The sequence below is a fragment of the Sporolactobacillus sp. BBK16-2 genome (genome assembly GCF_059878335.1).
The window spans coordinates 760,843-783,838 of sequence record NZ_CM187611.1 but is presented as its reverse complement, the minus strand read 5'-3'; the positions used below and the strand labels follow the sequence as shown (position 1 = coordinate 783,838).

Here is a 22,996-nt window from a genome sequence, read left to right as displayed (position 1 = left end):
CAATGACCACCGATCCGCGGTTTCTCACATGAGCTCACTCCTCATCGGGATGGAGTGCCTCCCATCCTTCACTGACAATGAAGAAAACAAGAATCAATGCCGCCACGGAATCAGCCCACCACCAATTGAATAGTGCGGTAAATCCCGCACCAATCAAAACGGTAAACGCCATATAAGCGCAGACCAGATTGCACATGCCGTCTTCAATCAAGGCATCACTGCCAATGGCATGACCGATCCGCTTTTTGGCAATCATCAGCACCGGCATCAGCGCGCACGAGCCGATAACCAGAGCAATTCCTAGCACACTCGTTTCCGCAGTCTGTCGCGTGACCAAACGATAAATGGACGACAGGACAACGTAGAGTGCGAGCAGCATTAAGGCGGCGCCGACCACATACGAAGAAATCCGCTCCGCATGAGCAACTTTTTCCTCGCCGGATTGATTCTTTTCCGTCTGCAGCCGCCAGAGCAGAAACGCTCCGGAGATTAATTCAATCAGACTGTCTAGTCCCAAAGCAACCAGCAGCAAAGAGTGTGCCATCATGCCTGACCATAACGCAATCATGAATTCGACCGCCATCCATGCAATAGAAAAGCTTTCAATTTGAATCCCTCTATTAATTAAACGCACATCATTCGTGTTCACGGTTGTTTTCCTCCTCTGAAACAAAGCACTATATAAAATTGACGCGATGCGATCCATTCTCTCTATAAATCAATCATTATAGGAAAACTTATTTAAAGTCTATTATAGAGGACGATTTCCAAACATAGCCACAAGAACTTGTTTTATAAATTTAACCGCAAACGAACCATATCCTTAAGAATTAGTTTGTTTTCAATAATTGGCTCGCTATAATGCTTAACAAAGAAATCGGTATCAATGGAAACCATCCGAAACCCGCATTTCTGGTATAAATAAAGCTGACCAAAACTTGTACTTCCCGTTCCAATCTCAATAATTTGATAATGTCGCTCCTTGGCACATTGAATCGAATGTTCAATCAGTGCCTGTCCGATCCCTTTATTACGTTGTTCAGGCACTACCGCAATATTAACGATTTCAATGGTTTCTGGTCTTGTCGGCAACAAAATGACAACACCTGCCATTTCTCTTTGCGTATATGCTTCAATACAGATGCTTTGCGGTAAATAAGCGTCAATGAGCTTCTTTGATGGATCAGCATCGAGAAGCAGCTGGTAGTGTTGGGGTGTTGGTTGAAGAAAATTTTTGTATATGAGATCCATAACATACACCTCACTTATATTGAGATTGTAAGTCCTATGATTTGCTTTGTTAGGGCTTGATTGGCATGCGTCTAATCATCATATGGAGCAAAGCAATGAGCAGGGCAAGAATCACTGCACTGCCGACAAACCCTGTAACAAATAAAATCTGTGTATCAGGTAGCCAGCTCATAAGTAAATCCAACCGCCAAGGAAGCTTCATATAGGAATTCCAAAAATATTCGGACAAACCGACCAGAACGATTGATAAGGCAATGGAAAACATACCAGACAAAAAGCCGTACCGTGAAAATGCCAGGCCGATCAACCATCCGATCGCAAAGTAGATCACGCAAAGCAAGAAAAAGATAAGAAACAGAGATAGAAACTGATTATGATAAATCTGTGATAAACCATTAGATTGCCCAAATTCATTGCCGAAGATCCATAATGAAAGACCATAAAGAATCTGTACCACTAGTGACAGAACACCTACCGTGCAAGACATGCCGATAAACACGCCGTTGAACATATTTTTCCTAGTTACCCCATTTCTGATGTACGCGCCGGGCACCGAAAGTGCAAGGATGATCCCCACAACAAGCATGTAAACTTTTGCCGACTGTATTGTGCCGTCAAAAAAGTTAAGGTCAATCTGAATTTGCGGCACAAAATGCTCGATAATGAAAAAACCGATATAAAAAGGAAGACACCAAGCCATCCAAGTCGATAGCCTCCAAAAAATATCCACAGCGACTTTTCGAGTGACGTGATTCATGAATCCGCTCATTCTTCATCCCCCTCATGTTCCGTTAAATAAATAAACAATTCCTGCAATCCGATCGGACCAAGCTCAAATCCTGCTGACTCAAATTCTGCTCGTCGTCCGCTCTCTAGCTGCCCATAAATCATCACCGATTTCGTTCTCCCCAATTGTTGCTGTTTCAATAGGTGAAGACCACTTGTCAATTGGTCCACCTTTTCAGCCGGTCCTGTAACACTAAGTCCATGGCTCATGAGCGTGTCGACCGATTCATGGAGGAGCAGTTTGCCACAATCAATAATCATCACTTCTTCTATGAGAGAGGCTACTTCAGAAATCAAATGCGTCGACAAAATCATGCAACGTGGGTGTTCAGCATAATCCTTGATCAGTTCTTCATAAAATACTGACCGCGCCGGAGCATCCATGCCTAAGTATGCCTCATCGAAAATCGTGACCGATGTACGCGAAGCAAGACCAATCACCACATCCAGTGCCGACTGTTTTCCTTTGGACAACGCGTCGACCTTTTGATCCAATGGCAATTTAAATCGCTTCACAAGCTTTAATGCATACTCGGCATTCCAATTCGGACGATAGCGTTCGGCAAATTCGAGCATTCCTTTTACTGTTTCCGTCTCATTACTCTGATCTTTTGCATAGACAAAATTAACTTGATTCATCACTCGATCATTCTCAAAGGGCATCTCATCGTTAATTCGAATCGTTCCCTCCGTTGGTTCACGAAAAGAGGCGAGCAGTGACAACAACGATGTCTTGCCTGCTCCATTTCTTCCAAGCAAGCCGTATATTTTATCTCCCTTTAATTGAAATGAGATGTCCGATAAAACATTGTGATTTCCTAACCGCAGCGACACATGATCGGCTTTAATTTCAGTTGTCATAATATCCTCCTTTGCTTCAATCACTTTTGTCCGTCTTCAATCATCTGAATTAATGTTTCTTTTTCTATCTGCAGTTTTTCTGCTTCGTGAAGCATGGCAGCCACATAGTCATTGAAAAAGGTTTTTTTGCGTTTCTCGATCAATTTTTCACGCGCATGCTCGGCAACAAACATGCCGATCCCTCTTTTTTTATAAAGAATGCCTTCATTCACGAGCAGATTCACTCCTTTTGCTGCTGTTGCCGGATTAATTTTGTAGAAAGTAGCAAATTGATTGGTTGAAGGGACTTGGCCTAATTCCTCAAGTGATCCCTCAAGAATTTCGTTTTCAATGTGTTCAGCAATCTGTACAAAAATAGGCCGACCATCATTCATTGGTTCACGCATCGGTTCACCACCCAATCGGTTAATTACTTATGTAGCTAACTATATAAGATAATCTATTCTATGTCAATAAAAGTAAGCGATCAAATCGAGGAGCAAAAAGCCGATTTGAATTTACTATTCATAAAAAATTGACATCCTACACTCCGTGACGGCTCTGATTACTTTCGTTGAGTGTTTTGATTTGACTTGAACATAAGTGCATACTAATATAATTATATTATTATATAAGTGAGGATAAATATATGAATGATGAAAAAGAGATTGAATCCATGTCCGATTTGCTCAAGATTGTCGGTGATAAGACTCGGTTGAAAATGCTCGCCTTCTTAAAAAATGGTGAACGATGTGTCTGCGAGTTTGTCGATTTATTTGATTTATCGCAACCGGCAATCAGTCAGCATTTGAAGAAAATGCGTGCGGCCGGTTTAATCAACGAGCGCAAGCAGGGAACTTGGGTCTATTACCGTCTTAATGACCAGCTCCCAAGCTATGTATCAGAGATTATCCAGGCACTGCCGTCGCTGAAGGCAAAAACATGCGATTGTCAAAAAGCCGGCATGAGCATTCCATTGGAGCCATTAAAATGAAAAAGCTGTCCTTTCTTGATCGCTACTTAACCGTATGGATCTTTTCGGCAATGATTTTGGGAGTCTTGCTCAGTTATTTGATTCCATCATTTGTACGTACGTTAAATCGTTTGCAAGTCGGAACAACATCCATTCCGATCGCTATCGGTTTAATTGTGATGCTTTACCCGCCTTTGGCAAAAGTTCGTTATGAAGAATTGGGGATGGTCTTTAAAGATGTAAAAATCTTGATCTTGTCTTTGGTGCAGAACTGGCTGATCGGTCCTGTTCTCATGTTTCTTTTGGCAGTCATCTTTCTCCATGGCTATCCGGCCTATATGACCGGGTTGATTATGATCGGTCTTGCGAGATGCATTGCCATGGTCATTGTCTGGAATGATCTTGCTCAAGGAAATCGTGAATACACTGCCGGATTGGTCGCATTTAATTCTATTTTTCAAATTCTGTTCTACTCTGTATTTGCCTATTTTTTTGTTACTTTATTACCGGGATGGTTGGGATTAGACAGCCTTCGCATCCCGATCACTATGCTGGATATTGCGCAGAGTGTGTTGATTTATCTAGGTATTCCTTTCCTTGCCGGCATGCTGACTCGGCTTATTTTCGTCAAGATAAAAGGAAAGGCATGGTATGAAGCTGTTTTTTGTCCGCGGATCAGTCCGCTTGCTCTGATTGCTTTGCTTTTCACAATCATCATTATGTTCTCAATCAAAGGCGACATGATCATCCAGCTGCCTCTTGACGTCATTAGAATCGCCGTACCACTGCTGATCTACTTTGTGATCATGTTCTTCATCTCGTTCTTTTTGGCGAGAAAAGCGGGTGCTGATTACGGAAAAACATCCGCGCTTAGCTTTACCGCAGCGAGCAATAATTTTGAACTTGCCATTGCCACAAGCGTCGGAATCTTCGGCATTCAATCGGGCGAGGCATTTGCTGCAGTTATTGGCCCACTCGTTGAAGTTCCGGTCATGATTGCACTCGTCAACGTTGCTCTGCGACTTAGAAATCCATTCAATCGCCAGGATAAGGCGTAAAAAGGTGGTTCACGAAATGGAAAAGAAGTTGATTTATTTTCTCTGCACCGGCAACTCCTGCCGCAGCCAAATGGCTGAAGGATTCGGAAAAAAGTATTTAAGTGATGATTACGAGGTTCGATCGGCAGGAATCGAAGCACACGGCTTAAATCTAAACGCAGTTGCCGTCATGAAAGAAGTCGGCGTCGATATTTCCAACCATGAATCCAAGCTTATTGATCCCGATCTGCTCAACCGCGCATACCTTGTCGTCACACTATGCGGCGATGCGGAGGATCGATGCCCGATGACTCCGCCGCAGGTAAGAAGAGAACATTGGGGATTTGACGACCCGGCCAAAGCGCAGGGAACTCCTGAAGAAATCTGGAGCGTCTTCCAAAACGTTCGAGACGGCATTGCAAATAAAATAAAAGCATTCGCTGAAGAAGAAAAATAATCCAATAAAAAGGAATGGTTTTCATGGCACTATCAAAAGATCAAATTAGACAAAATGTCCGCAACCGTTACAAACAAATCGCTCTGCAAGACGTGTCGGCATCATCTTGCGGATGCTCTTCCCCTGATGTCGGCTGCTGCGCGACACAAGAAAACAAAAATGATGTTTCCGAGCAGCTCGGCTATTCAACAGATGAATTAAACGCTGTACCTGATGGCGCGAATCTTGGATTAGGCTGCGGCAATCCTCAAGCAATCGCGTCACTGAAACCCGGCGAATGCGTACTGGATTTAGGCAGCGGCGGCGGATTCGACTGCTTTCTTGCCGCCCGGCAAGTCGGCGACAATGGAACGGTCATCGGCGTGGATATGACGCCGGAAATGATTAGCCGAGCAAGAGCAAACGCGGAAAAAGGATCCTTTTCAAACGTTGATTTTCGTTTAGGCGAAATCGAGCATTTACCGGTCGCCGATCAATCCATAGATGTGATTCTGTCCAATTGCGTCATCAACCTCTCCCCCGACAAGCCGCAAGTGTTCAAAGAAGCGTACCGCGTCCTGAAGAAAGGCGGCCGGTTGGCCATTTCCGACGTTGTTCTGACCGCCGAGCTGCCGGAAAAAATTAAAAACGATTTGGATGTATCTTATTCCGGATGTGTTTCCGGCGCTTCTTCCATTAATGATCTACAGCACATGCTCGAGCAAAGCGGCTTCGCACAAATTGAAATTAAGCCCAAGGATGAATCAAAATCATTCATTAAAGAATGGCTTCCAGGGGTTGGCATTGAAAAGTATATCGTCTCATCAACCATTCAAGCAGTAAAATAATCGCATATGCAAAAAATGAGAATCCGAGATCATATGATCCTAAGGATTCTTTTTCATTATTGGAAATCACGCGTCTGAATGGCAAGCATCATTCATAACGTTTTTTTCTTAGCACGCGAACCATCCTTTGTCCCGCTATGAACACACAAATAATGAGTGGATAAAGAATAGCAGATCCAACAAAAAAGAACATGAAAAGCGTGGCAAGCAACGCAACGAGGCTGATGAGAAATTTTTTCTTCTCCTTTCTGAAAAGAATTAATCCTGCCGCGCACCCGCCCATGTAATTAAGCAGAAAAGTCGCGTTGGGCAATTGAATCAATTTTGTCAGTGAGATCAGGCCAATGGAATAAGCAGTCATGACGATGAGAAAACACGCCGCTAAAAAAAGCAGTCCGCTGGTTGGGGTCTGAAACTTTTTCGACTGTTTATTGAGCTACCGCGGCGCCGTCCCTTCTTTTGCCATCGCGCAGGCCATTCGTGCTGCAGAGCCGATATAGGCGATGACCGTCGCCAGGCAGATCAACAAAGCTGCCACGCCAATAATAATCGCACCACCTCGACCAAACACTTGCTCCGAAACAATAACCAAGGCTGCCTGTCCTTGCACATGATAACTTCCTGTGCCAACGATAACGAATGCGGTCATGAAATAAAGACCGCCTAAGATGAGTGCGGATATGATCGTCGCACGATGCACATCTTTTTCCGGATTCACGAACTCCGTTGAATAATTGGTGATTGCTTCCCAGCCAATAAAACACCAAAAAAGCAGCGTTGATGCATGTCCAATACTCCATGGACCGTTTGGCATGAATGGTTGAAAATGGCTCACCCGTACATGCGGCAATGCCCCCGCCAAGGTAACCGTCAAAATGACGAGGATCATGGCAATGACCGCGACCTGCACTTTTCCCGCAATTTGCATTCCCCGATAGTTGATCAGTACAGCCAAAAGTAAAACCAAACCGGCCAAGGCAATGGTTACCGATTCTGGTAGCCTTAACGCCGTGCTTAAATAAGCAGCTCCTGTGATGGCGGTTACCGGTGCCCCGATTGGAACCGACATTAGGAAAAACCAGCCAATCACCTGTCCCGTACGATGACCGAAAGCCTCCGTAACAAAATAAGAGACACCGCCGGAATTTGGATGTTTTTTAGATAAATAGGCCATACAAAGGGCCAGCGGGAGAACCAAAATCAAGAGTAATCCCCAATCAATTAGTGATGCAGGACCTGCAACTTGAGCAGCCAGCCCTGGTATAAGAAGAATCCCTGCACCAAGAACGGCCCCAATATATAAAGCAATTGCCTGTGGCAAACGAATGGTCTTCATGTTCAACCTTCTTTCAATACTTGTTTTTCTAGCCTCCTCATCATAAAATGAAATTATCAATCGGAAAAGCTGATTATTTTGTATTAATCAATCGATATATTCGATAAGGAGACTAAATCATGGATACAAAGCAGCTTTTGACATTCAAAATTGCCGCAGAAAATCTTAATTTCACATTAACCGCGCGTCACCTGCACTTTGCTCAATCCAGCGTCACTGCTCAGATTCAGGCATTGGAACGCGAACTCGGGCAGCCTCTATTTGAACGATTGGGTAAGAAAATTCGGTTGACAGAAGCCGGCCGGCAGTTCAAAATTTATGCTGATCAGATGGTGCAGCTCACCCATGATGCAGAAGAAAAACTGATGAATACCCCGCCAACATTGACGATTGGCGTTACGGAAAGTCAGTGCACCTATCGGCTTCCACAGCTGCTGAAAAAGTATAAGCAGTATGATCCGAAAGCACAGCTGATTGTGAAACCCGTTAATTTTGACTCGGAAGTTCGTGAAGCGATCATGGACGGCAGTATTGATTTAGGCTGGATGATGGGTACGCATCATCCTTCACCTTTAATGACTGAAGAAGATCTAATTGACGAGAAAATGGTGCTGGTTGCCGCATCAGAAAAGTCGATATGCAGACATCCGCTAATTACAGATGAAGATCTCAATGGTGAAACCTTTTTACTAACGTCTAAAGGCTGTTCTTATCGCAACTCCCTAGAGAACGCCTTCGAAAAACACGAAATTATCCCTGAGACCGTAATGGAATTTGTTACGGTTGAGGCCATCAAACAATGTGCCCTCGCCGGGATTGGTCTGGCCTTTTTGCCTGAGATCACCGTTCACGCAGAGATTGAAAAGGGACTGCTTACCAAACTCAATTGGCAGGCAGCCCCAAAATCGATTTCCACGTATATCGCTTGGCATAAAGACAAAGTGCTCACTGGAAACATGCGCTTTTTTACTGACTCAGCCCTTGCTATGTATGGAAAAGCTCAAGCTTCGGTACATCCATCGAAATAATCGTGTAAAATTTTTCGGTGTTCCGGAAACAACCGCTCAGGCAGTTGGTCGAAAGCTCGGAATTCAAACGTTTCCGATTCGACGGCATCACTTTTCAAATCGCCGCTATAATCGGTCGTTTTGTATATCGTCGTAACTGTATAGTACTGATCACCATTTTCCGCTTCATACAAAGGTGACCCCGAATAAACGTTGAACAGCTTCAGATTGGCAAGCTTCAGACCCGTTTCTTCCTCAATTTCGCGAGTGGCAACCTGAATAATTTTAATGGATCAGAGCGGATTGGGAAAATTGTGCCTGATCCTTTTTTTGTTGTGTGTGGAGCTTACCTTAGCGCAAAGTTAAGACGTACTGCGCAACAAAGGAAGATTTGGTTCAACTTTTCGAGCGTTCAGTCTAATTTTTCACAGGTTCGGTCTGACTTTCCATCGGTTCGGCCTAACCTCTACTTTTCGGTCTAATTCTCACTAGATTCGGTCTAGCTTTCCCTGGATTCGGTCTAACTTCTTCTCTTCAATTCAGCTTTCTTAATATTATTAGTGTTTTTTCAATTGATACGATATTGCGCCTCTTCCGTCTTCTATTCAAAAATGGCAATAAAACATGAACTCTATGAAAGCCATAATCCTCCAGAAATTTGCCCATAAAAAAACCATACCCGATTCATAAACGAATCAAGTATGGCGGAAATGCAAGTTTACTTCACTTTGCGAATAATGTAGGCTTCATAAGGTCTCAGCGGTTGGTGCGGATCAACGGATGGATAGTTTCCAATCACAGGTTCCCATTGATCGTAAAGGAATTGAGAAAGTGGAGCAGCATCTGTGTTCTCCTCTGAGAAGTTGGCAACCACCAGCCATTTTTCATCACCATAAGTGCGCTCGTAAACAAACAGGTTCGGATCATCGGCAAGATAAAGCTGATAGGTTCCCTCTCTCAGAATCGGTTCCTTGTGCCGCAGGTCAATCAGTTTCTTATAATAGTAGAAAATGGAATCCGGATCGTCGAGCGCTTCCGCCACATTAATCTCCGGATAGCGCGGATTCACTTTGAACAATGGCTTGCCGGTCGTGAATCCCGCTTCAGCTCCTGCATCCCACTGCATCGGGGTGCGTGCATTGTCGCGACTGACCTGCCAGACCGCTTTCTTAAAGTCTTCCTCTGAGATCGATTTATTTTTTAGAACGTATTCTTTATAGGCGTTCTTGATTTCCACATCATCATATTCATCAAGAGCGTAATGGGCATTCACCATACCGATTTCCTCGCCTTGATAGACATAAGGTGTACCTTGCATACCATGCAGAACGGTTGCGAACGCCTTGGCACATTCCTTGCGGTAATTCGTGTCATTGCCCCACCGTGAAATAATGCGCGGACGGTCATGATTTTCAAAATACAGTGCATTCCAACCACAGCCGCGTAAGGTGTCCTGCCAGTCGGAAAGCACCTTCTTTAACTCTGTGAATTCAAATGGTCGAAGTGCCCACTTGCGGTTAGGCGATCCTTTCACACGGTCAAGTTCGACGTGTTCAAATGTAAAGATCATATTCAGTTCTTTACGCTCAGGATCGGTAAACAGCTTGGCAAGCTCAGCATTTGACCCTGGTGCTTCGCCGACCGTCATACTGTCGTTCGGCGCGAGCACCTTGCGATTCATTTCTTGAATAAATTCATGCAGGCGCGGTCCGTTTTGATGCATTGATCCGACAATAAATTCTTTTCCAGGCTGCGGTGGATAATCAGGGAAATCGGTATATTTAGAGATTTCAGCAATCACATCCATACGCCATCCGTCGACACCTTTATCCACCCAGAACTGCATCAAATCATAGATTTCCTGACGCACCTTTTCATTTTCCCAGTTCAAATCAGGCTGTTTTTTCGTGTAAAAGTGCAGGTAATATTGACCGCGTTCCGGTTCATACTCCCAGGCGGATCCACCGAAATGTGAGCCCCAATTATTCGGCGCGCTTCCGTCCGGCTTCGGATCCTTCCAAATGTAATAGTCACTGTATGGATTATCCTTGGATTTCTTACTTTCCTGAAACCAGTAATGCTCATCCGAAGTGTGATTTGCGACTAGATCCATAATGATCTTAATCCCGCGCTGATGCGCTTCGGCAATCAAATGCTCCATGTCCGCATTTGACCCGAACCGATCATAGATCTTGCGATAGTCGCGAATATCGTAGCCATTGTCATCCTGCGGCGAATCGTAAACGGGACTGATCCAAAGCGCATCGATGCCAAGTTTTTTTAAATAATCGAGTTTCTTAATAATTCCATTCAAATCGCCCCAACCGTCGCCGTTGCTGTCCTTGAAGCTTCGCGGATAGACTTGATAGATGACCGCGTCTTTCCACCATTCACTCATCGTTTTTCCCCTTTCATGCTGTCTTTCCCGTGCCATTAAGCAATATGGAATACAGATAATAGGATACTTAATCCGATTACGCCGAAGATCAAGTAATTGATGCTGACTTTTTTATTCAGCAGATAGAAACAGAGCAGTGTAATTCCGAGCGGAACAATGCCAACAAAGATTTGATCAAGCATGCCTTGCAACTTAAGCACCGACTCGCCCTTCATGCTCATGGAAATCGTTGTCGTAAATTTGACCATCTGACTTGTCATCCCGCCGACCATGATGAGTCCAACAATACTTGCTGCCTTCGTCAAAATGTGAATCAAACCACTCTGGTATATCTTTTCAATATAGGTTGAACCTAGGGTGTAACCAAGGAACGTTCCATAATAGCGTACCAAAATTGTCGGGATATTGAAAATCAAAAGGAAAACAATCGGTGCCAGAATATTACCCGACTGGCCCATGCTGACTGCGATTCCGGCGGCAATGACACGCAGTACGCCCCAGAAGAACGAATCACCGATACCAGCAAGCGGGCCCATCAAGCTCGACTTAATCGCGTTGATTGAGTTTGCGTCAAAATCTTTATTTTTGCTATTCTCTTTTTCCATTGACGCCGCAATACCCATGATAAATGTGGACAATGGAATCGTTGTATTGAAGTAAGCCATGTGACGAACAAGTGCATCTTTCTTTTGTTTCGCATCTTTATAAAAATGATCGATAAATGGCATCATTGAGTAGCAAAAACCGGAAGCACCTTGTTTTGCCGGCGTTACGGCTGTGTACAGCGTAAACGCGCGCCAGAACATTTTACGCAGCATCTTTTTCTCATCTTTGGAGACGTTCGTCATTTTACTCATCAAAGAAGTCCTCCTCTTCTGTATCCATTTGGCCCGCATTTCCTGCAGGAGCAGCTGTGGCAGGAGCAGCATTCATTTTTTTCGTCAATTGACTTAATTGATAGTCCCGTTGTGCAATGGTTACCGCAATAATGGCGCCAAGAACAGCCAGCGCAACGAGCGGCAATTTCAAATAAGCAACCAGGATAAATCCAAGGAAAAAGAATGCATAGATTTTCTTATCCCAGAGCAGCTTCAGCAGCATCGCCATGCCGACTGCCGGAAGCAGCCCGCCGCAGATGTTCAAGCCGTTCATAATTACTTGAGGGATCGCTTTAACAAAAGCGTTGATTGCATCGGATCCCGCAAGGATACCTATGAATGGCAGCAGTCCGTAGAGGCCCCACTGCAAGACCCATGCTCCATAATGCAAGAGTACAATTTTTCGTTCCTTGCCCTCTGCCGCCAAGCGATCGAACACCGGGGCAAAGAAGCCAATGACACCTACATATAAAAGCGTTTTCACTTGCAGGCCAAGAATACCGATTGGAATCGCAAGCGGCAGGGCAACCCCCGCGCCTCCGCCCAATGTAATGGCAAATGCAGTACCAACTGCGGTTGCAAGACCTGGTTCAGCAGCACTGGCACCGCCGATATTGACAACGCCCATGAAAACAGCCTCGAGAGACGCGCCAATGAGCACGCCGGATTGAATATCACCAAGTGCAAGACCGACTAAGGGACCGATTACGATTGGACGGTTCAACATGGTCATACCAAGTAATTCAGCACCGCCGACTGTGGCAATAACAATCAATGAAACAATAATTGCTTCGTATAACATTTTTTCATCACCTAGTTTCTGTTATTTTTTTAACTGTGCCAATACATCCACAGCCAATTTCTTTTCCGCTGAAGGAACAACCTGCAATGCGGTCTTCGGTTCGAGTTCAACAAGTTTCTTTAGATTTTCGATTTCTTCGTCTGTCAAGAGAACAAAGCTGCTGAGTTCCGTTTTGTCACCGCTTACAGATTTGCCGACGTTTCCAATATTTACATATTGAATATCCGGTACGTTCTGAACAATGGTCAATGCGTCTTTGATTGTTTTTACAAGAACCAGCATGCGCATAGCCGCTGCCTTCGGATTATTAAGTACCTTGATGGCTTCGTTTACCGGTTTAATTAACACTTTGATGTCACTTGGAACCGCCATTTTCAATGCCATCTTCTGCATTTCGTTGGCCGCTGCTTCATCATTCGGCACGACGATTCCTTTAATTTTCAGTTCCTTCGACCAAGTCATCGCGATCTGTCCATGAATCAGCCGTTCGTCCACTCTTAGTGCTACGATCATTTAAATCAGCTCCATTCTTATTTTTAAAGCTCCGTTTAGCCTGCTGTCTCAGCTTAAGAAATCTTCTTCCGAATCTTCAACCGTTGCCAGTTTTTCCGGTTCAACAAGAACCATTGCTTTCCTGCATTCTTCAAGTTTTTGGTTTAAAAGTTCCTTGGTTATCGGCGCGGATGCAAGCAGTACTTCCAAAATAATCGGCAGGTTAAATCCTGCAATGATAAATGCATGATGCTTCTGTGCACGCAGCGTTACTTTCTGATTGACACTACCGCCAAGCAAATCGGTGAAAATGATCAATTCATCATCTTCTGCAGCATCTGCGAAAAATCGGTCAATCGTTTCATCCACATCTTCTTTGTTTACGTAAGCGTTTAGAAAAGTAATCGAATCCGTTTTACCGACTAAGATTGACAGGCTGCTTTTTACTCCGTCGGCAAATTGCCCATGAGTTGCTACTAATATCTTTTTCATTTCTTTCCACCTCGCCTTCTCTTTTTACTAAGCAATTTTCGTGCCAACTTTTTTAAACACTTTGTAAGCGCATTAAAAAACGGCCAAGAATCCGCAAAATGCGTCACTATCTGACCATTTGCGATTCATTAACCGTTTTCAAAGCACGTATTTTATTTACCTTTAAACACTTATACACAAATCCAGTGTCTTTTTTAAACACATCATAAAACCGTTTAATTTTCCTGTTCACTATTTCGTTTAATAAACGGTTTCAACAGTTCATAAAGCAGTGAAAGTTCATAGCCGTTTACGCGAATATTGTACTTGGTTTCCATATCATGAAAGATTTCTTTTGTGATCGCAATAAATTCCTGTTCTTTATTAGAAAGTTGAACGCTGACATTGTCCCGCACGCTGCTGTCTTTGGTCGTAATTAATCGTTCCACCATCAAGGCAATATGCATATAGAGATTCAACTTGACCTTGCCGTCCAGCCGAACTTCGTAATAGTTCTCATATAAAGAAATCACATGCTCAACTTCGTTAATAATGACAGTCGGATTTAAGAAGCTCAGGCGGCTAGAAATGCCTTCAATCGTGAAATTCTTCAAGAAGTCCTGAATCATTAATTCAAAATGCGGACGTCCGATGAATGGCTTCAACCCTTTCCACAGATACCCCTGGCCTCGGTCCTCAAGAATTTCATAGATATTAACATTAGGAACATCAAGTGTTGACGGCAGTTCTGATGTGGTAATAATAAACAGCGTCTGTTTAAAATACGACTTGTCATTGCGTGCAATCGCATCTCTGAGCTCCTTGTACTCCATGGTCAAAACATCCAGTCGATCCTGAGGAATGTAGTGTGTCATGATTTCACGTACACGATTGGAAATACCAACACCGGACATACACGAAATAATGATATTTTTTCCTTGAGTCAGCCCTTCAAAATAACGAGCATCAATCGTGTAATTTGTCTTTGCCTGCTCCGCAATTTTCCGAAACGGAGTGTTTTGTACCATTTTCATCCCAATATCAAGTGCAACTTGTGTCGTTAGATTGTTGATAATCAGAAGATCTCCATTGAGCTGATTCTTAATAGAAGAGTACAGTCGTGTCAACGAGCCCATATCGACAAGCAGAATGAGTCCGTCGCTTGTATCCTGCCTCTTCAAATAATCCTTAACCTTGACAATGATTTCTCCAAGATCGGTTGAAATCGGCATATCAATCGATTCAAATACGAACGTGTGACAGAGCTGATTCGCCACTGCCTGAATACTGCTCGCCGTATGCCGTCCATGGGCAACGATCAGACCGTGCAGGCGAATATTCTCTTCAATATAAGGCTGTAAATAGAAGGTGAACAGCTGTGTAAGTGAATTTAATCCATGATCGGTTAACGCCGCTGAGCGCTCAGCAAAGCGTTCAGCGATATAATGTGCCTTTGGAAATAAGGTAGCTGTCTTTTTATTGAGCACATCACCTTGATCTGAGGGCAGCACCATTTTTTGGAATAAGATAAACGCATGGAACATCGCGTCAATCGTATTGGTTGAACACGTCACACCATAGCGTTCCTGCATCCACTGCACCTGTTCATCAAATCGTTCACGAATTGCAGAAAATCGATTGATAATCTCGTGATCTGTTGGCTTGGCTTGGTCAATACTTTGTGCCAGCTTCTTAAATTCCAAGATTAATGCGGCGCGATCCTTGGCTGTATCCTCTTCAGGGTACTGCGACAGATAGGAGAAAAAGCCTGTCATTTGCTTCTTCTGATGACGAGGTTCATTTGCCACAGCAGTAAGCTCGTCATTCATTCCAATCTGCAACGGGGAAAAATTCCGTTTAAGAACATTCTCACCTGTTCTGTCCTTTTTTGAGAGCGGAAGCTGGTCAATCGTGATCTGCAAGGATTCCCGGCTCTGCTGTTCGGTGAACGCATGAGCACAGCTGATTTGAATTATGTTCCGCAGCATCCCGATATTGCCTTCAAGTCTTTGAAAGCATAATTGATTGAGCACTTCACTGCTCACCTCAAGATTTTTGCGCATCTTTTTGGCTTCCTGAAGATAACAATTATAGACCAGCTGCAAGCGCTCGGAGAATGGACGCTCACTCAAATCGCTGATATGGATTTTTAGCGGAATTCTTCTTCGAAATGTGGCAAGAAGAACCTCATCGTTTTGTTCGGTGGTTGCAAAAATCAGTCGAACCTTAGCTGACTGCCATTGTTTATTTTCACCAATTGGACGGAACTGTCCCTTGTCCATAAAGACAAACAGTTTTTCCTGATTCTCGAAGGACAGCCGATGAATTTCATCAAAGAACAGATACCCGCCGTCCGCTTGCTTCAGCAAACCCTCTTTGTCCTGATCAGCCCCGGTAAATGCCCCTTTTTTATGACCAAACAGAGTGCTAGAAAGCAACTCGGGATTATTGGCATAATCCGCACAGTTCAAAATAATGAACGGCGCATCCGCGCCAATCGCGCCTTTGTCCAGAGCATAACGGTAGATTAGACTGGCGAGAAAGCTTTTGCCTACGCCGCTCCTGCCATTGATGATCAGGGGCAAACCATTCGGCGGATAATTAACGGCCGCCTTGCATTGTTCAATCACCGATTTTTGGCTTCCGTCATGTCCAACAAATGCTTGGAAAGCGTCTGTTTCTTGTTTCGGCTCATCTGCTTCACGCTGGACAGCGCTCCAATAAACCGGCTTTGTTCCCTTCTTCTGAGCACGGCCTTCTTTTAACAATCCACTCAAATAGTGACTGACGACCGGCCGACTCAACCCCATCTGTTCTGCAAGTTCTGAAGCGGTAACACCTTCATCGCTGTGATCGGCTGACTGTATTAAGGCATTATATACTCTGTCCTGTGCTTTCATGAAGGCTGTTCTTCCTTCCGTTTTTTTGCTATATCTTTTATTATATCAAAGGCAAGACTAATAGACGATGCGTGTCGTAATATGATCAGCGGATACGGCTTGACTGCAGTGAAGCATGGAAAAGATTTACCGTAAAGAAATAATTGATTTCACCATGATTGTGATACCATAGTCGTAGAGGTGGTACTTGTGACAATCGAAGACATTAAGTCTTATTTAGATGATCCGTCAACTGCCATTGATGCTGCGAAAAACTCTTTATACACGGAATCAGATATTCAAGAAATGCTCGATCAAGTCTATAAGGAACTTGATCCGTCATGGAAAAAGCTTGGTCCTTATCAGAAACTCATTTTCGGCTGGTCAATGAGTGCCCCAAAAATACTGATGTCGCAGAACTATTTGGATGAAACCATGAAACCATTCATTAACCAATTAAATCAATCACTGAATTGGCACCTCAGAACGCCTGCCGATTTCATGAAGTAACTGCTTCTGCATAACCTCCGCAAATCAAGCGGAGGTTTTTTTCAATAATTCGAGATGGTTATGGCTAATTTATCGGATCTTTTCTTGACCTTCACGCCGGACATCATGTAATATAATAGCATTGCCATAAGGTAGAGCTTATCATTCTTGATTGCGGGGCATTAGCTCAGCTGGGAGAGCGTTGCGCTGGCAGCGCAAAGGTCAGGGGTTCGAGCCCCCTATGCTCCATAATAAATATGAAAATAGAAAAAGGCATCTGAGTAGGTTCCTCAAAACCTGAACTCAGATGCCTTTCGATCTATTTGTTTCTTAATGGAGACGGGTCAGATGCATTTGCTGCTTATGTGCGATGTGCTTCAAGCCCCATTCATGCATGTCTTCTAGAATTGGTTGCAGACTCTTCCCGTATTCGGTGATTGAATACTCAACTTTTGGCGGCACCTGAGGGTAAACGACACGCTTCACAATGTCCTCCTCTTCCAGTTCACGAAGCTGCTTAGTGAGCATTTTTTGCGTAATACCGTTCACATTTCGTTTCAATTCGCTGAATCTCTGGGTGCCGTCTCTGAGCAGATACAATAAAATAATCGGCTTCCATTTTCCCACTAATATACTCAATGCGTTTTCCACATGGCATAAATCAGGTTCAATTTTCATATTCATTCGCTCCAATAGTATCCATTTGTATACTATACCACTTGAAAGTGTGTACTTACATAAATAGGTATTATCTTTTATAATAACATTACATGAAATATATGAGAAGATCTTTTCGTAGGAACATAAAAGACAAAGCTTGTGAAAATAGAAAAGAAGGCATGATGATCCATGAGAAAATATCGTATTGATTCAAGTAAAGGGCTTGAATTCGGCATCTATACGCTAGGCGATCACTTGCCGGATCCTGTAACCGGTGAGCGGATTTCGGCCGAACAGCGCATTCATGAAATCATTGAGTATGCGAAGCTCGCCGATCAGGCGGGTATTGATTTTTTCAGTGTCGGCGAGAGCCACCAGGACTACTTTGCGACCCAGGCACATGCCGTTGTGCTTGGGGCTATTGCACAGGCGACGAAAAAGATAAAAATCGGAAGCTCGTCCACAATTATAAGTACTTCAGATCCGGTCCGCGTCTATGAAAATTTTGCAACGATTGATCTGATCTCCGGCGGACGTGCGGAAATCATTGCCGGACGCGCATCGCGAATCGGCCTTTTCGATTTGCTGGGCTATAATCTTCGGGATTACGAAGAACTGTTTGAAGAAAAATTTGATCTGCTCTTGAAAATAAATGAAGAAGAGATCGTGAATTGGAAGGGAAATTTCCGCGCCCCTTTAACCAATGCAAAAATACTGCCACGTCCCAAAAATGGTTCGCTGCCGATATGGAGAGCGGTAGGCGGCACGGCTGCCAGTGCAATGAAGGCAGGCTATGCCGGCGTTCCCATGTTTATGGCCCACTTAGGCGGACCTGCCGCCATTTTCAAGCGTACCATTGATGCTTACCGAGAGTCGGCTCAAGCGAGCGGCTTTGATCCGGCCGAGCTGCCCGTGACTACTGCCGGATTTTTCTACACTGCGGAGAGCACGCAGCAAGCACTTCGTGAGCTGTATCCGCGTATTAATGAAGGCATGAAAAAAACGAATGGTCAGGGATTTTCTAAGCAGCTTTTTGCACAAGGAGCCGATCCTCATAGTATTATTAATGTGGGCAGTCCTCAGCAAATCATTGAAAAAATACTTTACCAATATGAATTATTTGGCCATCAGCGCTATATTGCTCAAATTGATTTCGGCGGTATGCCGTTTGATAAGGTCATGAAGAATGTAGAAGTGATCGGCACAGAAATAGTACCGGCGATCAAGAAATACACAGCAAAAAAATAAGAAGGTGGAAACATGAAGATTGTCGGATTAGTCGGCACAATTGTCGGTCACAAAACGCGGATCGCCATGGATTATATGCTCACAACGTTAAGAGAAAAAGATCCGAATGTTGATGCATCCTTGATTGATCTGGCTGAATATAATATTCGATTCAGTGATGGACGCAATTATTTGGAGTATGACGGCGACACGCAGTTCGTTGCCAAGAGCTTAATGGATGCAGATGCGATTATTATCGGGACACCTGTTTTTCAAGCATCAATACCTGCTCCCTTAAAGAACATCTTTGATCTGCTGCCCGTAAATGCCTTCCAAGATAAAATAATCGGCATGATCGTAACCGCAGGTTCGCCTAAACATTACTTGATTGCCGAACAGCAGTTAAAACCGATACTCGCTTATATGAAAGCACAAATGGTGCAGAGCTATGTATTTATTGAAGAAAAGGACTTTTACCAAAAAGCAATGATTAATGAAGACATCTTATTTCGAATCAGTCGTCTGGCTGAGGACACCGTTGTCCTGACAAAAACCTACGCAGCGATTCGTGAGGAACAAGAAAAAGCTTATGGATTTTAATCACTTCGTGCAATCTCCTTTCCACTCCAGGTGAGTTGGAAAGGAGATTTTTTCATAGCAACAACTAGTGCGATCACTTCATTTCATTTTGATGATTTGCTTTGAGAAGCAACATTGACAAAGTGATCAGAAAAAAAGCAGTTGCGGACATCAGTGGAATCGTAATAAAACCAAGAATTGAAAATTCCTTGTCGGTACATGGATTGTTCGGTGAGCAGAACTGCGAAGTACTGACATTCGGCAACATCTGAATGGTATAATGGTAGCACGCTAAAACAAAGCCTGGGATAGAAACGGGCAAAATATATCTTCTAATTGAAACATCGTTATGTAAGTAGGCAATACCGAGGCTGATGACCAGCGGATACATGAGAATACGCTGGTACCAACACAATGTGCAAGGCACGAAATGCATGACCTGGCTGAAAAACAAGCTGCCTCCTGTAGCAAAGATCGCGGCAATCCAAGAGAATAAGAGAAGATAATGATTTGGAATTCTATTTTTAATCAAATGAACCATTCCTTATGGATTAATGATTAAGAAGCATGTGTCTCTCTCATTTTATCTGAAAAAGGCTCATTAGGATACGAATTGTTCCCGAGTAGGTTATTATTGTATGAAAGTCTGGTGAATAGCAATGGAATCAGGAACACCAATTGAAAATAAAACACTTTATCTCGAAGAAATTGAAGAAGGATCCGTCTTGAAAAACTGTGAAATTGACAGCCATCAGGAAAAAAAGCTTTTGAGCGATGTTCAATTTAACCATTGTGTCTTCCTCTTTGAAGATTTTACAAAAACGGAGCTGCTTGACTGTTCGTTCGCACACTGTGATTTCTCAAATTGCGATTTTGAGAAATCAATCCTGTATCGAGACACTTTTACTGCGTGCAAATTTTTGGGAACCAATTTTATCAAAGCAACATTTAAAGACACTACTTTCACGGATTGCTTGATGACCTATATCAATTTTTCTGATTCCAAGTTCACAAATGTCACCTTTGAAACAGATAAACTAAACGAGAGTTCCTTCCAAAATGTGCAAATGAAAAAAATGAAATTTAACCGTTCGTTGATTGACGGTTCCGATTTTAGTGAAACAAAGCTCAAGGATGTCAACTTGTCCAGCTGCGAATTTTCAATGATTCGAATTGATGTTACTTTATCCAACGGGCTTAAAATTAATCAATTTCAGGCAGCAAGTCTGATTTCATCTTTTGGAATTAAAGTAGTTGAATAACCTGTACTTATTGGTCGACCCACCATCAAATAAGAAAAACCGGGCAAAAAACGCCCCCTCCTTACTTCGGCAGAATGCGATGATTTTCGCGTTGCATTGAGCATCCTTGCCCTTCAATAAGGAACAAGTAAAATAAGCGGAGATATTCCGGCTATTTGCACTCCGAAGCTTGTTTCACTGGTAAATAAGGGGAATTTTTCCGCTTATTCACAGAAAAGCCCTCCATTTTCACGTTTTTTTTATTCAATAGGCGGAATTTTTCCGTCTATTTAGGCTTTTTTCTCGTTCATTTTCGAATTAAGCGGAATTTCTCCGTCTATTTATCAGACTGGGCGCTTAACTGATCGCCTAACCGATCCATGCGGATTGGGAACTAGCAGCTTGTGATCTTATCGGCGTACAAAATCATATACTTTTATACGTAAATGTGATGACGCTCAAAAAAAGTGCAAAAAAATACTGTCCCTGATGCATGAACTGAATTTTTTTCAGTTCATGCTGTTTTTTCGTGAATTTCTATTTCGTAACCGAGCAGTTTTTCCAGCTGTCGCTGATAGAACTTGGCACTTTGCTTTTTCTTTGGCAGGTAATCAGGACCGAACTCTTTATAGGGTTGCTTCTCTTTTAAGATATGATAGATAATCTTCAGAATGAGATGTGCTAAGGCCATGATTGCTTTTTTCGGTCCACGTCGTTTGACCAATCGGTAATAGTAAGCCGACAAGCGTGTCTTCTTACTCCGGACAGCTCCCCAGGCGACCTGACAAAGCATTGACTTTAAGCCTTTGTTTCCTTTCGTCGTTTTAGACGATCGTTTCTTTCCGGCACTCTCATTGTTTCCTGGGCTCAGTCCACCCCAGGAGGATAAATGCGCATCCGTTGGGAACTGGGTCATGTCTGTTCCGATTTCCGCTAGGATGACCGCCGCTGCATCCTGATTGATTCCCGGAATCGATGTGAGTAGCCCCACTTCCTCTTGATAGTCCGTCATCAACTGATCAATTTCTTGTTCCAGTTCCGCACTATGTTTTTCTAAGTCAAGAAGCAAATCATATTGCCGTCGAATCATCTTTCGATGATGCCGTCGAATTTTCCCGTTTAGCGCATCCAAAAGCTGAGGCACTTTCGCCCTTAGTTTTGTTTTTACTCGGGAATGAACCTGTTCCCGAGTTAGCGATTCCCCATTCATGATTGCCTCAAGCAATGCGCGTCCGGAAACACCAAAGACATCGCTCATATAACTGGTCAACTTAATATTGGCGTCCTGCAAGACGTTATGAATGCGATTCTTCTGCTCCGTTGTCATCTGCAGCAGCTTTCTCCGATACCGAGTCAGGTCACGCAAGTTGCGGATCGCTTCTGGGGGAACAAAACTTGACTCAATTAATCCGTTGCGTAAAAGTTTAGCAATCCATTGGGCATCATTCATGTCGGTCTTCCGCCCCGGAACATTCTTAATCCTTTTCGCATTGGCAAGGATTAAGATGAACGAACTCTCGAGGATATTCCAAACCGGCTTCCAATAGACACCCGTACTTTCCATGGCGACATGCGTGCACTGAGCTTCCTGCAGCCAATCGCTAAGGGCAAGGAGTTCCTTGGTGGTCGTGCCAAAGTTCCGGATCTGTTTCTGAACCTTTTTTTCGCCCTTTAACACACAGGCAACGATTTCTTTTTGATGAACATCCAAACCCGCACAACAGTTTAAAAGTGCATCCATGATTCATCATCCCCTCTAATCATGATAAAATGATGGAGGGACAGGTGGTGCACCTGAGTGATATGAATTTTTATACACGTGCTTTGAAAAAAGCGACATTGGGTGGTGCTCCAAGGTGCATGGGATCGGTTTTGTACACGGGGTTTAATAGCCCTCCAAAAAAATACCGACCTTTGCCTGTCCCCATTCTCCTTTTATCCATTCTTACATAGAAGAAAACGTAGCCCTACATTTTCATGACCGGTGGTGTCCCGCACCCCTCAAAGCGGGGCATGGGAGTTTTGTACGTAAATACAAGCTAGCTTCTCAGTTCCATAGTATTTTCATTAAGTGGTGTCCCCCGCCCCTCAAGCAAGTCATGGATGTTTCTTTACTTGTCAAAAAGACGGCCTGAGATTAACTCAGCCGTCTCTATTTAAAGCAACAATAGACAGGTTATTCATGTACCCAAACACAATCATTTATCTCGTCGCGCTTTTTTTTACTTGCGAGGTGCGGCGTTCATCAAGTATTCGATCGATCCTGTTCAATTCGATCCGATCCCTCATTATCTCTTCTTTATTTTTTTTCACTAATTGCAGATACGTAACCTTTTTTCTCATTTCAATCATCCTCTCTTCTTGTT

The 22,996-nt window shown here is 43.5% G+C and carries 27 protein-coding genes and 1 tRNA gene; 10 read left to right on the top strand and 18 right to left on the bottom strand.

Features of this window, described 5'->3' with window-relative positions:
- Positions 1 to 34: 34 nt before the first annotated feature.
- The 5 genes from AC6F33_RS03935 to AC6F33_RS03915 all read right to left on the bottom strand — a co-directional run bounded on the left by AC6F33_RS03935 (position 35) and on the right by AC6F33_RS03915 (position 3,284).
- Positions 35 to 649: a cation efflux transmembrane domain-containing protein gene (locus AC6F33_RS03935; protein ID WP_500777763.1), complete on the bottom strand. Its 615-nt coding sequence runs from the start codon at positions 647 to 649 to the stop codon at positions 35 to 37.
- 143 nt (positions 650 to 792) lie between these two features.
- On the bottom strand, positions 793 to 1,251 hold the full coding sequence (locus tag AC6F33_RS03930; protein WP_255749550.1) for a GNAT family N-acetyltransferase: 459 nt from the start codon (positions 1,249 to 1,251) through the stop codon (positions 793 to 795).
- 49 nt (positions 1,252 to 1,300) lie between these two features.
- Positions 1,301 to 2,020: a hypothetical protein gene (locus tag AC6F33_RS03925; protein ID WP_255749549.1), complete on the bottom strand. Its 720-nt coding sequence runs from the start codon at positions 2,018 to 2,020 to the stop codon at positions 1,301 to 1,303.
- Positions 2,017 to 2,898 (bottom strand): ATP-binding cassette domain-containing protein, encoded by an 882-nt coding sequence (locus AC6F33_RS03920; protein WP_255749548.1) that lies wholly within the window; start codon positions 2,896 to 2,898, stop codon positions 2,017 to 2,019. Before AC6F33_RS03920 ends, AC6F33_RS03925 begins: the two co-directional genes overlap by 4 nt.
- A gap of 20 nt (positions 2,899 to 2,918) precedes the next feature.
- Entirely contained in the window at positions 2,919 to 3,284 is a 366-nt protein-coding gene (locus AC6F33_RS03915) for a GntR family transcriptional regulator (protein WP_255749547.1), read from the bottom strand.
- Positions 3,285 to 3,526: 242 nt separating this feature from the next.
- Here AC6F33_RS03915 and AC6F33_RS03910 point away from each other — a divergent pair, with 242 nt between their 5' ends.
- The 4 genes from AC6F33_RS03910 to AC6F33_RS03895 are packed head-to-tail and all read left to right on the top strand — an operon-like array spanning position 3,527 to position 6,171.
- Positions 3,527 to 3,871 carry an ArsR/SmtB family transcription factor gene (locus AC6F33_RS03910; RefSeq protein WP_255749546.1) on the top strand — a complete coding sequence of 115 codons (345 nt, stop codon included), beginning with the start codon at positions 3,527 to 3,529 and terminating at the stop codon, positions 3,869 to 3,871.
- Positions 3,868 to 4,908 carry an ACR3 family arsenite efflux transporter gene (arsB, locus tag AC6F33_RS03905; protein ID WP_255749545.1) on the top strand — a complete coding sequence of 347 codons (1,041 nt, stop codon included), beginning with the start codon at positions 3,868 to 3,870 and terminating at the stop codon, positions 4,906 to 4,908. The genes AC6F33_RS03910 and arsB overlap by 4 nt, the downstream gene beginning before the upstream one ends.
- Positions 4,909 to 4,924: 16 nt before the next feature.
- Complete coding sequence (gene arsC / locus AC6F33_RS03900; protein ID WP_255749544.1) at positions 4,925 to 5,344, top strand: arsenate reductase (thioredoxin); 420 nt, start codon at positions 4,925 to 4,927, stop codon at positions 5,342 to 5,344.
- Positions 5,345 to 5,367: 23 nt separating this feature from the next.
- Complete coding sequence (locus tag AC6F33_RS03895; RefSeq protein WP_255749543.1) at positions 5,368 to 6,171, top strand: arsenite methyltransferase; 804 nt, start codon at positions 5,368 to 5,370, stop codon at positions 6,169 to 6,171.
- A gap of 88 nt (positions 6,172 to 6,259) precedes the next feature.
- Here the strand turns inward: AC6F33_RS03895 and AC6F33_RS03890 are convergent, their stop codons facing one another.
- Both AC6F33_RS03890 and AC6F33_RS03885 read right to left on the bottom strand, forming a co-directional pair.
- The gene (locus AC6F33_RS03890; RefSeq protein WP_500777762.1) at positions 6,260 to 6,532 is read right to left on the bottom strand and encodes a hypothetical protein; all 273 of its coding nucleotides are present in this window, start codon (positions 6,530 to 6,532) and stop codon (positions 6,260 to 6,262) included.
- Between the two features lie 75 nt (positions 6,533 to 6,607).
- Entirely contained in the window at positions 6,608 to 7,507 is a 900-nt protein-coding gene (locus AC6F33_RS03885; RefSeq protein ID WP_500777761.1) for an APC family permease, read from the bottom strand.
- A gap of 119 nt (positions 7,508 to 7,626) precedes the next feature.
- Here AC6F33_RS03885 and AC6F33_RS03880 point away from each other — a divergent pair, with 119 nt between their 5' ends.
- On the top strand, positions 7,627 to 8,535 hold the full coding sequence (locus tag AC6F33_RS03880; RefSeq protein WP_500777760.1) for a LysR family transcriptional regulator: 909 nt from the start codon (positions 7,627 to 7,629) through the stop codon (positions 8,533 to 8,535).
- Here AC6F33_RS03880 and AC6F33_RS03875 read toward each other — a convergent pair.
- The 7 genes from AC6F33_RS03875 to AC6F33_RS03845 all read right to left on the bottom strand — a co-directional run bounded on the left by AC6F33_RS03875 (position 8,508) and on the right by AC6F33_RS03845 (position 16,455).
- Complete coding sequence (locus AC6F33_RS03875) at positions 8,508 to 8,795, bottom strand: NUDIX domain-containing protein (RefSeq protein WP_480952895.1); 288 nt, start codon at positions 8,793 to 8,795, stop codon at positions 8,508 to 8,510. The two genes, AC6F33_RS03880 and AC6F33_RS03875, sit on opposite strands and share 28 nt — an antisense overlap.
- Positions 8,796 to 9,232: 437 nt before the next feature.
- Positions 9,233 to 10,912: a glycoside hydrolase family 13 protein gene (locus tag AC6F33_RS03870; protein ID WP_304654940.1), complete on the bottom strand. Its 1,680-nt coding sequence runs from the start codon at positions 10,910 to 10,912 to the stop codon at positions 9,233 to 9,235.
- 35 nt (positions 10,913 to 10,947) lie between these two features.
- Complete coding sequence (locus AC6F33_RS03865; protein WP_255749540.1) at positions 10,948 to 11,769, bottom strand: PTS system mannose/fructose/sorbose family transporter subunit IID; 822 nt, start codon at positions 11,767 to 11,769, stop codon at positions 10,948 to 10,950.
- Positions 11,762 to 12,592, bottom strand: a complete 831-nt coding sequence (locus AC6F33_RS03860) for a PTS mannose/fructose/sorbose/N-acetylgalactosamine transporter subunit IIC (protein ID WP_255749539.1) — start codon at positions 12,590 to 12,592, stop codon at positions 11,762 to 11,764. The genes AC6F33_RS03865 and AC6F33_RS03860 overlap by 8 nt, the downstream gene beginning before the upstream one ends.
- 21 nt (positions 12,593 to 12,613) lie before the next feature.
- A complete protein-coding gene (locus tag AC6F33_RS03855) occupies positions 12,614 to 13,105 on the bottom strand; it encodes a PTS sugar transporter subunit IIB (protein WP_500777759.1) in 492 nt (163 codons plus the stop codon).
- 48 nt (positions 13,106 to 13,153) lie between these two features.
- Positions 13,154 to 13,576 carry a PTS sugar transporter subunit IIA gene (locus AC6F33_RS03850; RefSeq protein ID WP_255749537.1) on the bottom strand — a complete coding sequence of 141 codons (423 nt, stop codon included), beginning with the start codon at positions 13,574 to 13,576 and terminating at the stop codon, positions 13,154 to 13,156.
- 215 nt (positions 13,577 to 13,791) lie between these two features.
- On the bottom strand, positions 13,792 to 16,455 hold the full coding sequence (locus AC6F33_RS03845; protein ID WP_500777758.1) for a sigma 54-interacting transcriptional regulator: 2,664 nt from the start codon (positions 16,453 to 16,455) through the stop codon (positions 13,792 to 13,794).
- Positions 16,456 to 16,644: 189 nt separating this feature from the next.
- Here AC6F33_RS03845 and AC6F33_RS03840 point away from each other — a divergent pair, with 189 nt between their 5' ends.
- Both AC6F33_RS03840 and AC6F33_RS03835 read left to right on the top strand, forming a co-directional pair.
- A complete protein-coding gene (locus AC6F33_RS03840) occupies positions 16,645 to 16,944 on the top strand; it encodes a hypothetical protein (protein ID WP_255749535.1) in 300 nt (99 codons plus the stop codon).
- 155 nt (positions 16,945 to 17,099) lie between these two features.
- Positions 17,100 to 17,172 (top strand) — tRNA-Ala (locus tag AC6F33_RS03835).
- 81 nt (positions 17,173 to 17,253) lie between these two features.
- On the opposite strand, the gene AC6F33_RS03830 is transcribed toward AC6F33_RS03835, so the two are convergent.
- Positions 17,254 to 17,601, bottom strand: coding sequence for a winged helix-turn-helix transcriptional regulator (locus AC6F33_RS03830; RefSeq protein WP_255749534.1), 348 nt, complete (start codon positions 17,599 to 17,601; stop codon positions 17,254 to 17,256).
- Positions 17,602 to 17,772: 171 nt separating this feature from the next.
- Here AC6F33_RS03830 and AC6F33_RS03825 point away from each other — a divergent pair, with 171 nt between their 5' ends.
- Together AC6F33_RS03825 and AC6F33_RS03820 are read left to right on the top strand one after the other, a co-directional pair.
- The gene (locus tag AC6F33_RS03825) at positions 17,773 to 18,831 is read left to right on the top strand and encodes an LLM class flavin-dependent oxidoreductase (RefSeq protein WP_480947773.1); all 1,059 of its coding nucleotides are present in this window, start codon (positions 17,773 to 17,775) and stop codon (positions 18,829 to 18,831) included.
- A 12-nt stretch (positions 18,832 to 18,843) separates the two neighbouring features.
- A complete protein-coding gene (locus tag AC6F33_RS03820; RefSeq protein ID WP_255749532.1) occupies positions 18,844 to 19,410 on the top strand; it encodes an NADPH-dependent FMN reductase in 567 nt (188 codons plus the stop codon).
- Between the two features lie 73 nt (positions 19,411 to 19,483).
- Here the strand turns inward: AC6F33_RS03820 and AC6F33_RS03815 are convergent, their stop codons facing one another.
- Positions 19,484 to 19,921 (bottom strand): disulfide oxidoreductase, encoded by a 438-nt coding sequence (locus tag AC6F33_RS03815; RefSeq protein WP_255749531.1) that lies wholly within the window; start codon positions 19,919 to 19,921, stop codon positions 19,484 to 19,486.
- Between the two features lie 127 nt (positions 19,922 to 20,048).
- Here AC6F33_RS03815 and AC6F33_RS03810 point away from each other — a divergent pair, with 127 nt between their 5' ends.
- Entirely contained in the window at positions 20,049 to 20,651 is a 603-nt protein-coding gene (locus AC6F33_RS03810; RefSeq protein ID WP_500777757.1) for a pentapeptide repeat-containing protein, read from the top strand.
- 493 nt (positions 20,652 to 21,144) lie between these two features.
- On the opposite strand, the gene AC6F33_RS03805 is transcribed toward AC6F33_RS03810, so the two are convergent.
- Positions 21,145 to 22,371: an IS110 family RNA-guided transposase gene (locus tag AC6F33_RS03805; protein ID WP_255749779.1), complete on the bottom strand. Its 1,227-nt coding sequence runs from the start codon at positions 22,369 to 22,371 to the stop codon at positions 21,145 to 21,147.
- A 461-nt stretch (positions 22,372 to 22,832) separates the two neighbouring features.
- Positions 22,833 to 22,973 (bottom strand): FbpB family small basic protein, encoded by a 141-nt coding sequence (locus tag AC6F33_RS03800; protein ID WP_255748511.1) that lies wholly within the window; start codon positions 22,971 to 22,973, stop codon positions 22,833 to 22,835.
- Positions 22,974 to 22,996: the final 23 nt, after the last annotated feature.

Coding starts and splice junctions, on each gene's coding strand:
- AC6F33_RS03860 (WP_255749539.1), bottom strand. CDS start 12,592: ATGTTATACGAAGCAATTATTGTTTCATTGATTGTTATTGCCACAGTC.
- AC6F33_RS03930 (WP_255749550.1), bottom strand. CDS start 1,251: ATGGATCTCATATACAAAAATTTTCTTCAACCAACACCCCAACACTAC.
- AC6F33_RS03895 (WP_255749543.1), top strand. CDS start 5,368: ATGGCACTATCAAAAGATCAAATTAGACAAAATGTCCGCAACCGTTAC.
- AC6F33_RS03805 (WP_255749779.1), bottom strand. CDS start 22,371: ATGGATGCACTTTTAAACTGTTGTGCGGGTTTGGATGTTCATCAAAAA.
- AC6F33_RS03915 (WP_255749547.1), bottom strand. CDS start 3,284: ATGCGTGAACCAATGAATGATGGTCGGCCTATTTTTGTACAGATTGCT.
- AC6F33_RS03870 (WP_304654940.1), bottom strand. CDS start 10,912: ATGAGTGAATGGTGGAAAGACGCGGTCATCTATCAAGTCTATCCGCGA.
- AC6F33_RS03830 (WP_255749534.1), bottom strand. CDS start 17,601: ATGAAAATTGAACCTGATTTATGCCATGTGGAAAACGCATTGAGTATA.
- AC6F33_RS03925 (WP_255749549.1), bottom strand. CDS start 2,020: ATGAGCGGATTCATGAATCACGTCACTCGAAAAGTCGCTGTGGATATT.
- AC6F33_RS03920 (WP_255749548.1), bottom strand. CDS start 2,898: ATGACAACTGAAATTAAAGCCGATCATGTGTCGCTGCGGTTAGGAAAT.
- AC6F33_RS03855 (WP_500777759.1), bottom strand. CDS start 13,105: ATGATCGTAGCACTAAGAGTGGACGAACGGCTGATTCATGGACAGATC.
- AC6F33_RS03890 (WP_500777762.1), bottom strand. CDS start 6,532: ATGACTGCTTATTCCATTGGCCTGATCTCACTGACAAAATTGATTCAA.
- AC6F33_RS03800 (WP_255748511.1), bottom strand. CDS start 22,973: ATGAGAAAAAAGGTTACGTATCTGCAATTAGTGAAAAAAAATAAAGAA.
- AC6F33_RS03910 (WP_255749546.1), top strand. CDS start 3,527: ATGAATGATGAAAAAGAGATTGAATCCATGTCCGATTTGCTCAAGATT.
- AC6F33_RS03810 (WP_500777757.1), top strand. CDS start 20,049: ATGGAATCAGGAACACCAATTGAAAATAAAACACTTTATCTCGAAGAA.
- AC6F33_RS03865 (WP_255749540.1), bottom strand. CDS start 11,769: ATGAGTAAAATGACGAACGTCTCCAAAGATGAGAAAAAGATGCTGCGT.
- arsB (WP_255749545.1), top strand. CDS start 3,868: ATGAAAAAGCTGTCCTTTCTTGATCGCTACTTAACCGTATGGATCTTT.
- AC6F33_RS03825 (WP_480947773.1), top strand. CDS start 17,773: ATGAGAAAATATCGTATTGATTCAAGTAAAGGGCTTGAATTCGGCATC.
- AC6F33_RS03820 (WP_255749532.1), top strand. CDS start 18,844: ATGAAGATTGTCGGATTAGTCGGCACAATTGTCGGTCACAAAACGCGG.
- arsC (WP_255749544.1), top strand. CDS start 4,925: ATGGAAAAGAAGTTGATTTATTTTCTCTGCACCGGCAACTCCTGCCGC.
- AC6F33_RS03850 (WP_255749537.1), bottom strand. CDS start 13,576: ATGAAAAAGATATTAGTAGCAACTCATGGGCAATTTGCCGACGGAGTA.
- AC6F33_RS03880 (WP_500777760.1), top strand. CDS start 7,627: ATGGATACAAAGCAGCTTTTGACATTCAAAATTGCCGCAGAAAATCTT.
- AC6F33_RS03885 (WP_500777761.1), bottom strand. CDS start 7,507: ATGAAGACCATTCGTTTGCCACAGGCAATTGCTTTATATATTGGGGCC.
- AC6F33_RS03845 (WP_500777758.1), bottom strand. CDS start 16,455: ATGAAAGCACAGGACAGAGTATATAATGCCTTAATACAGTCAGCCGAT.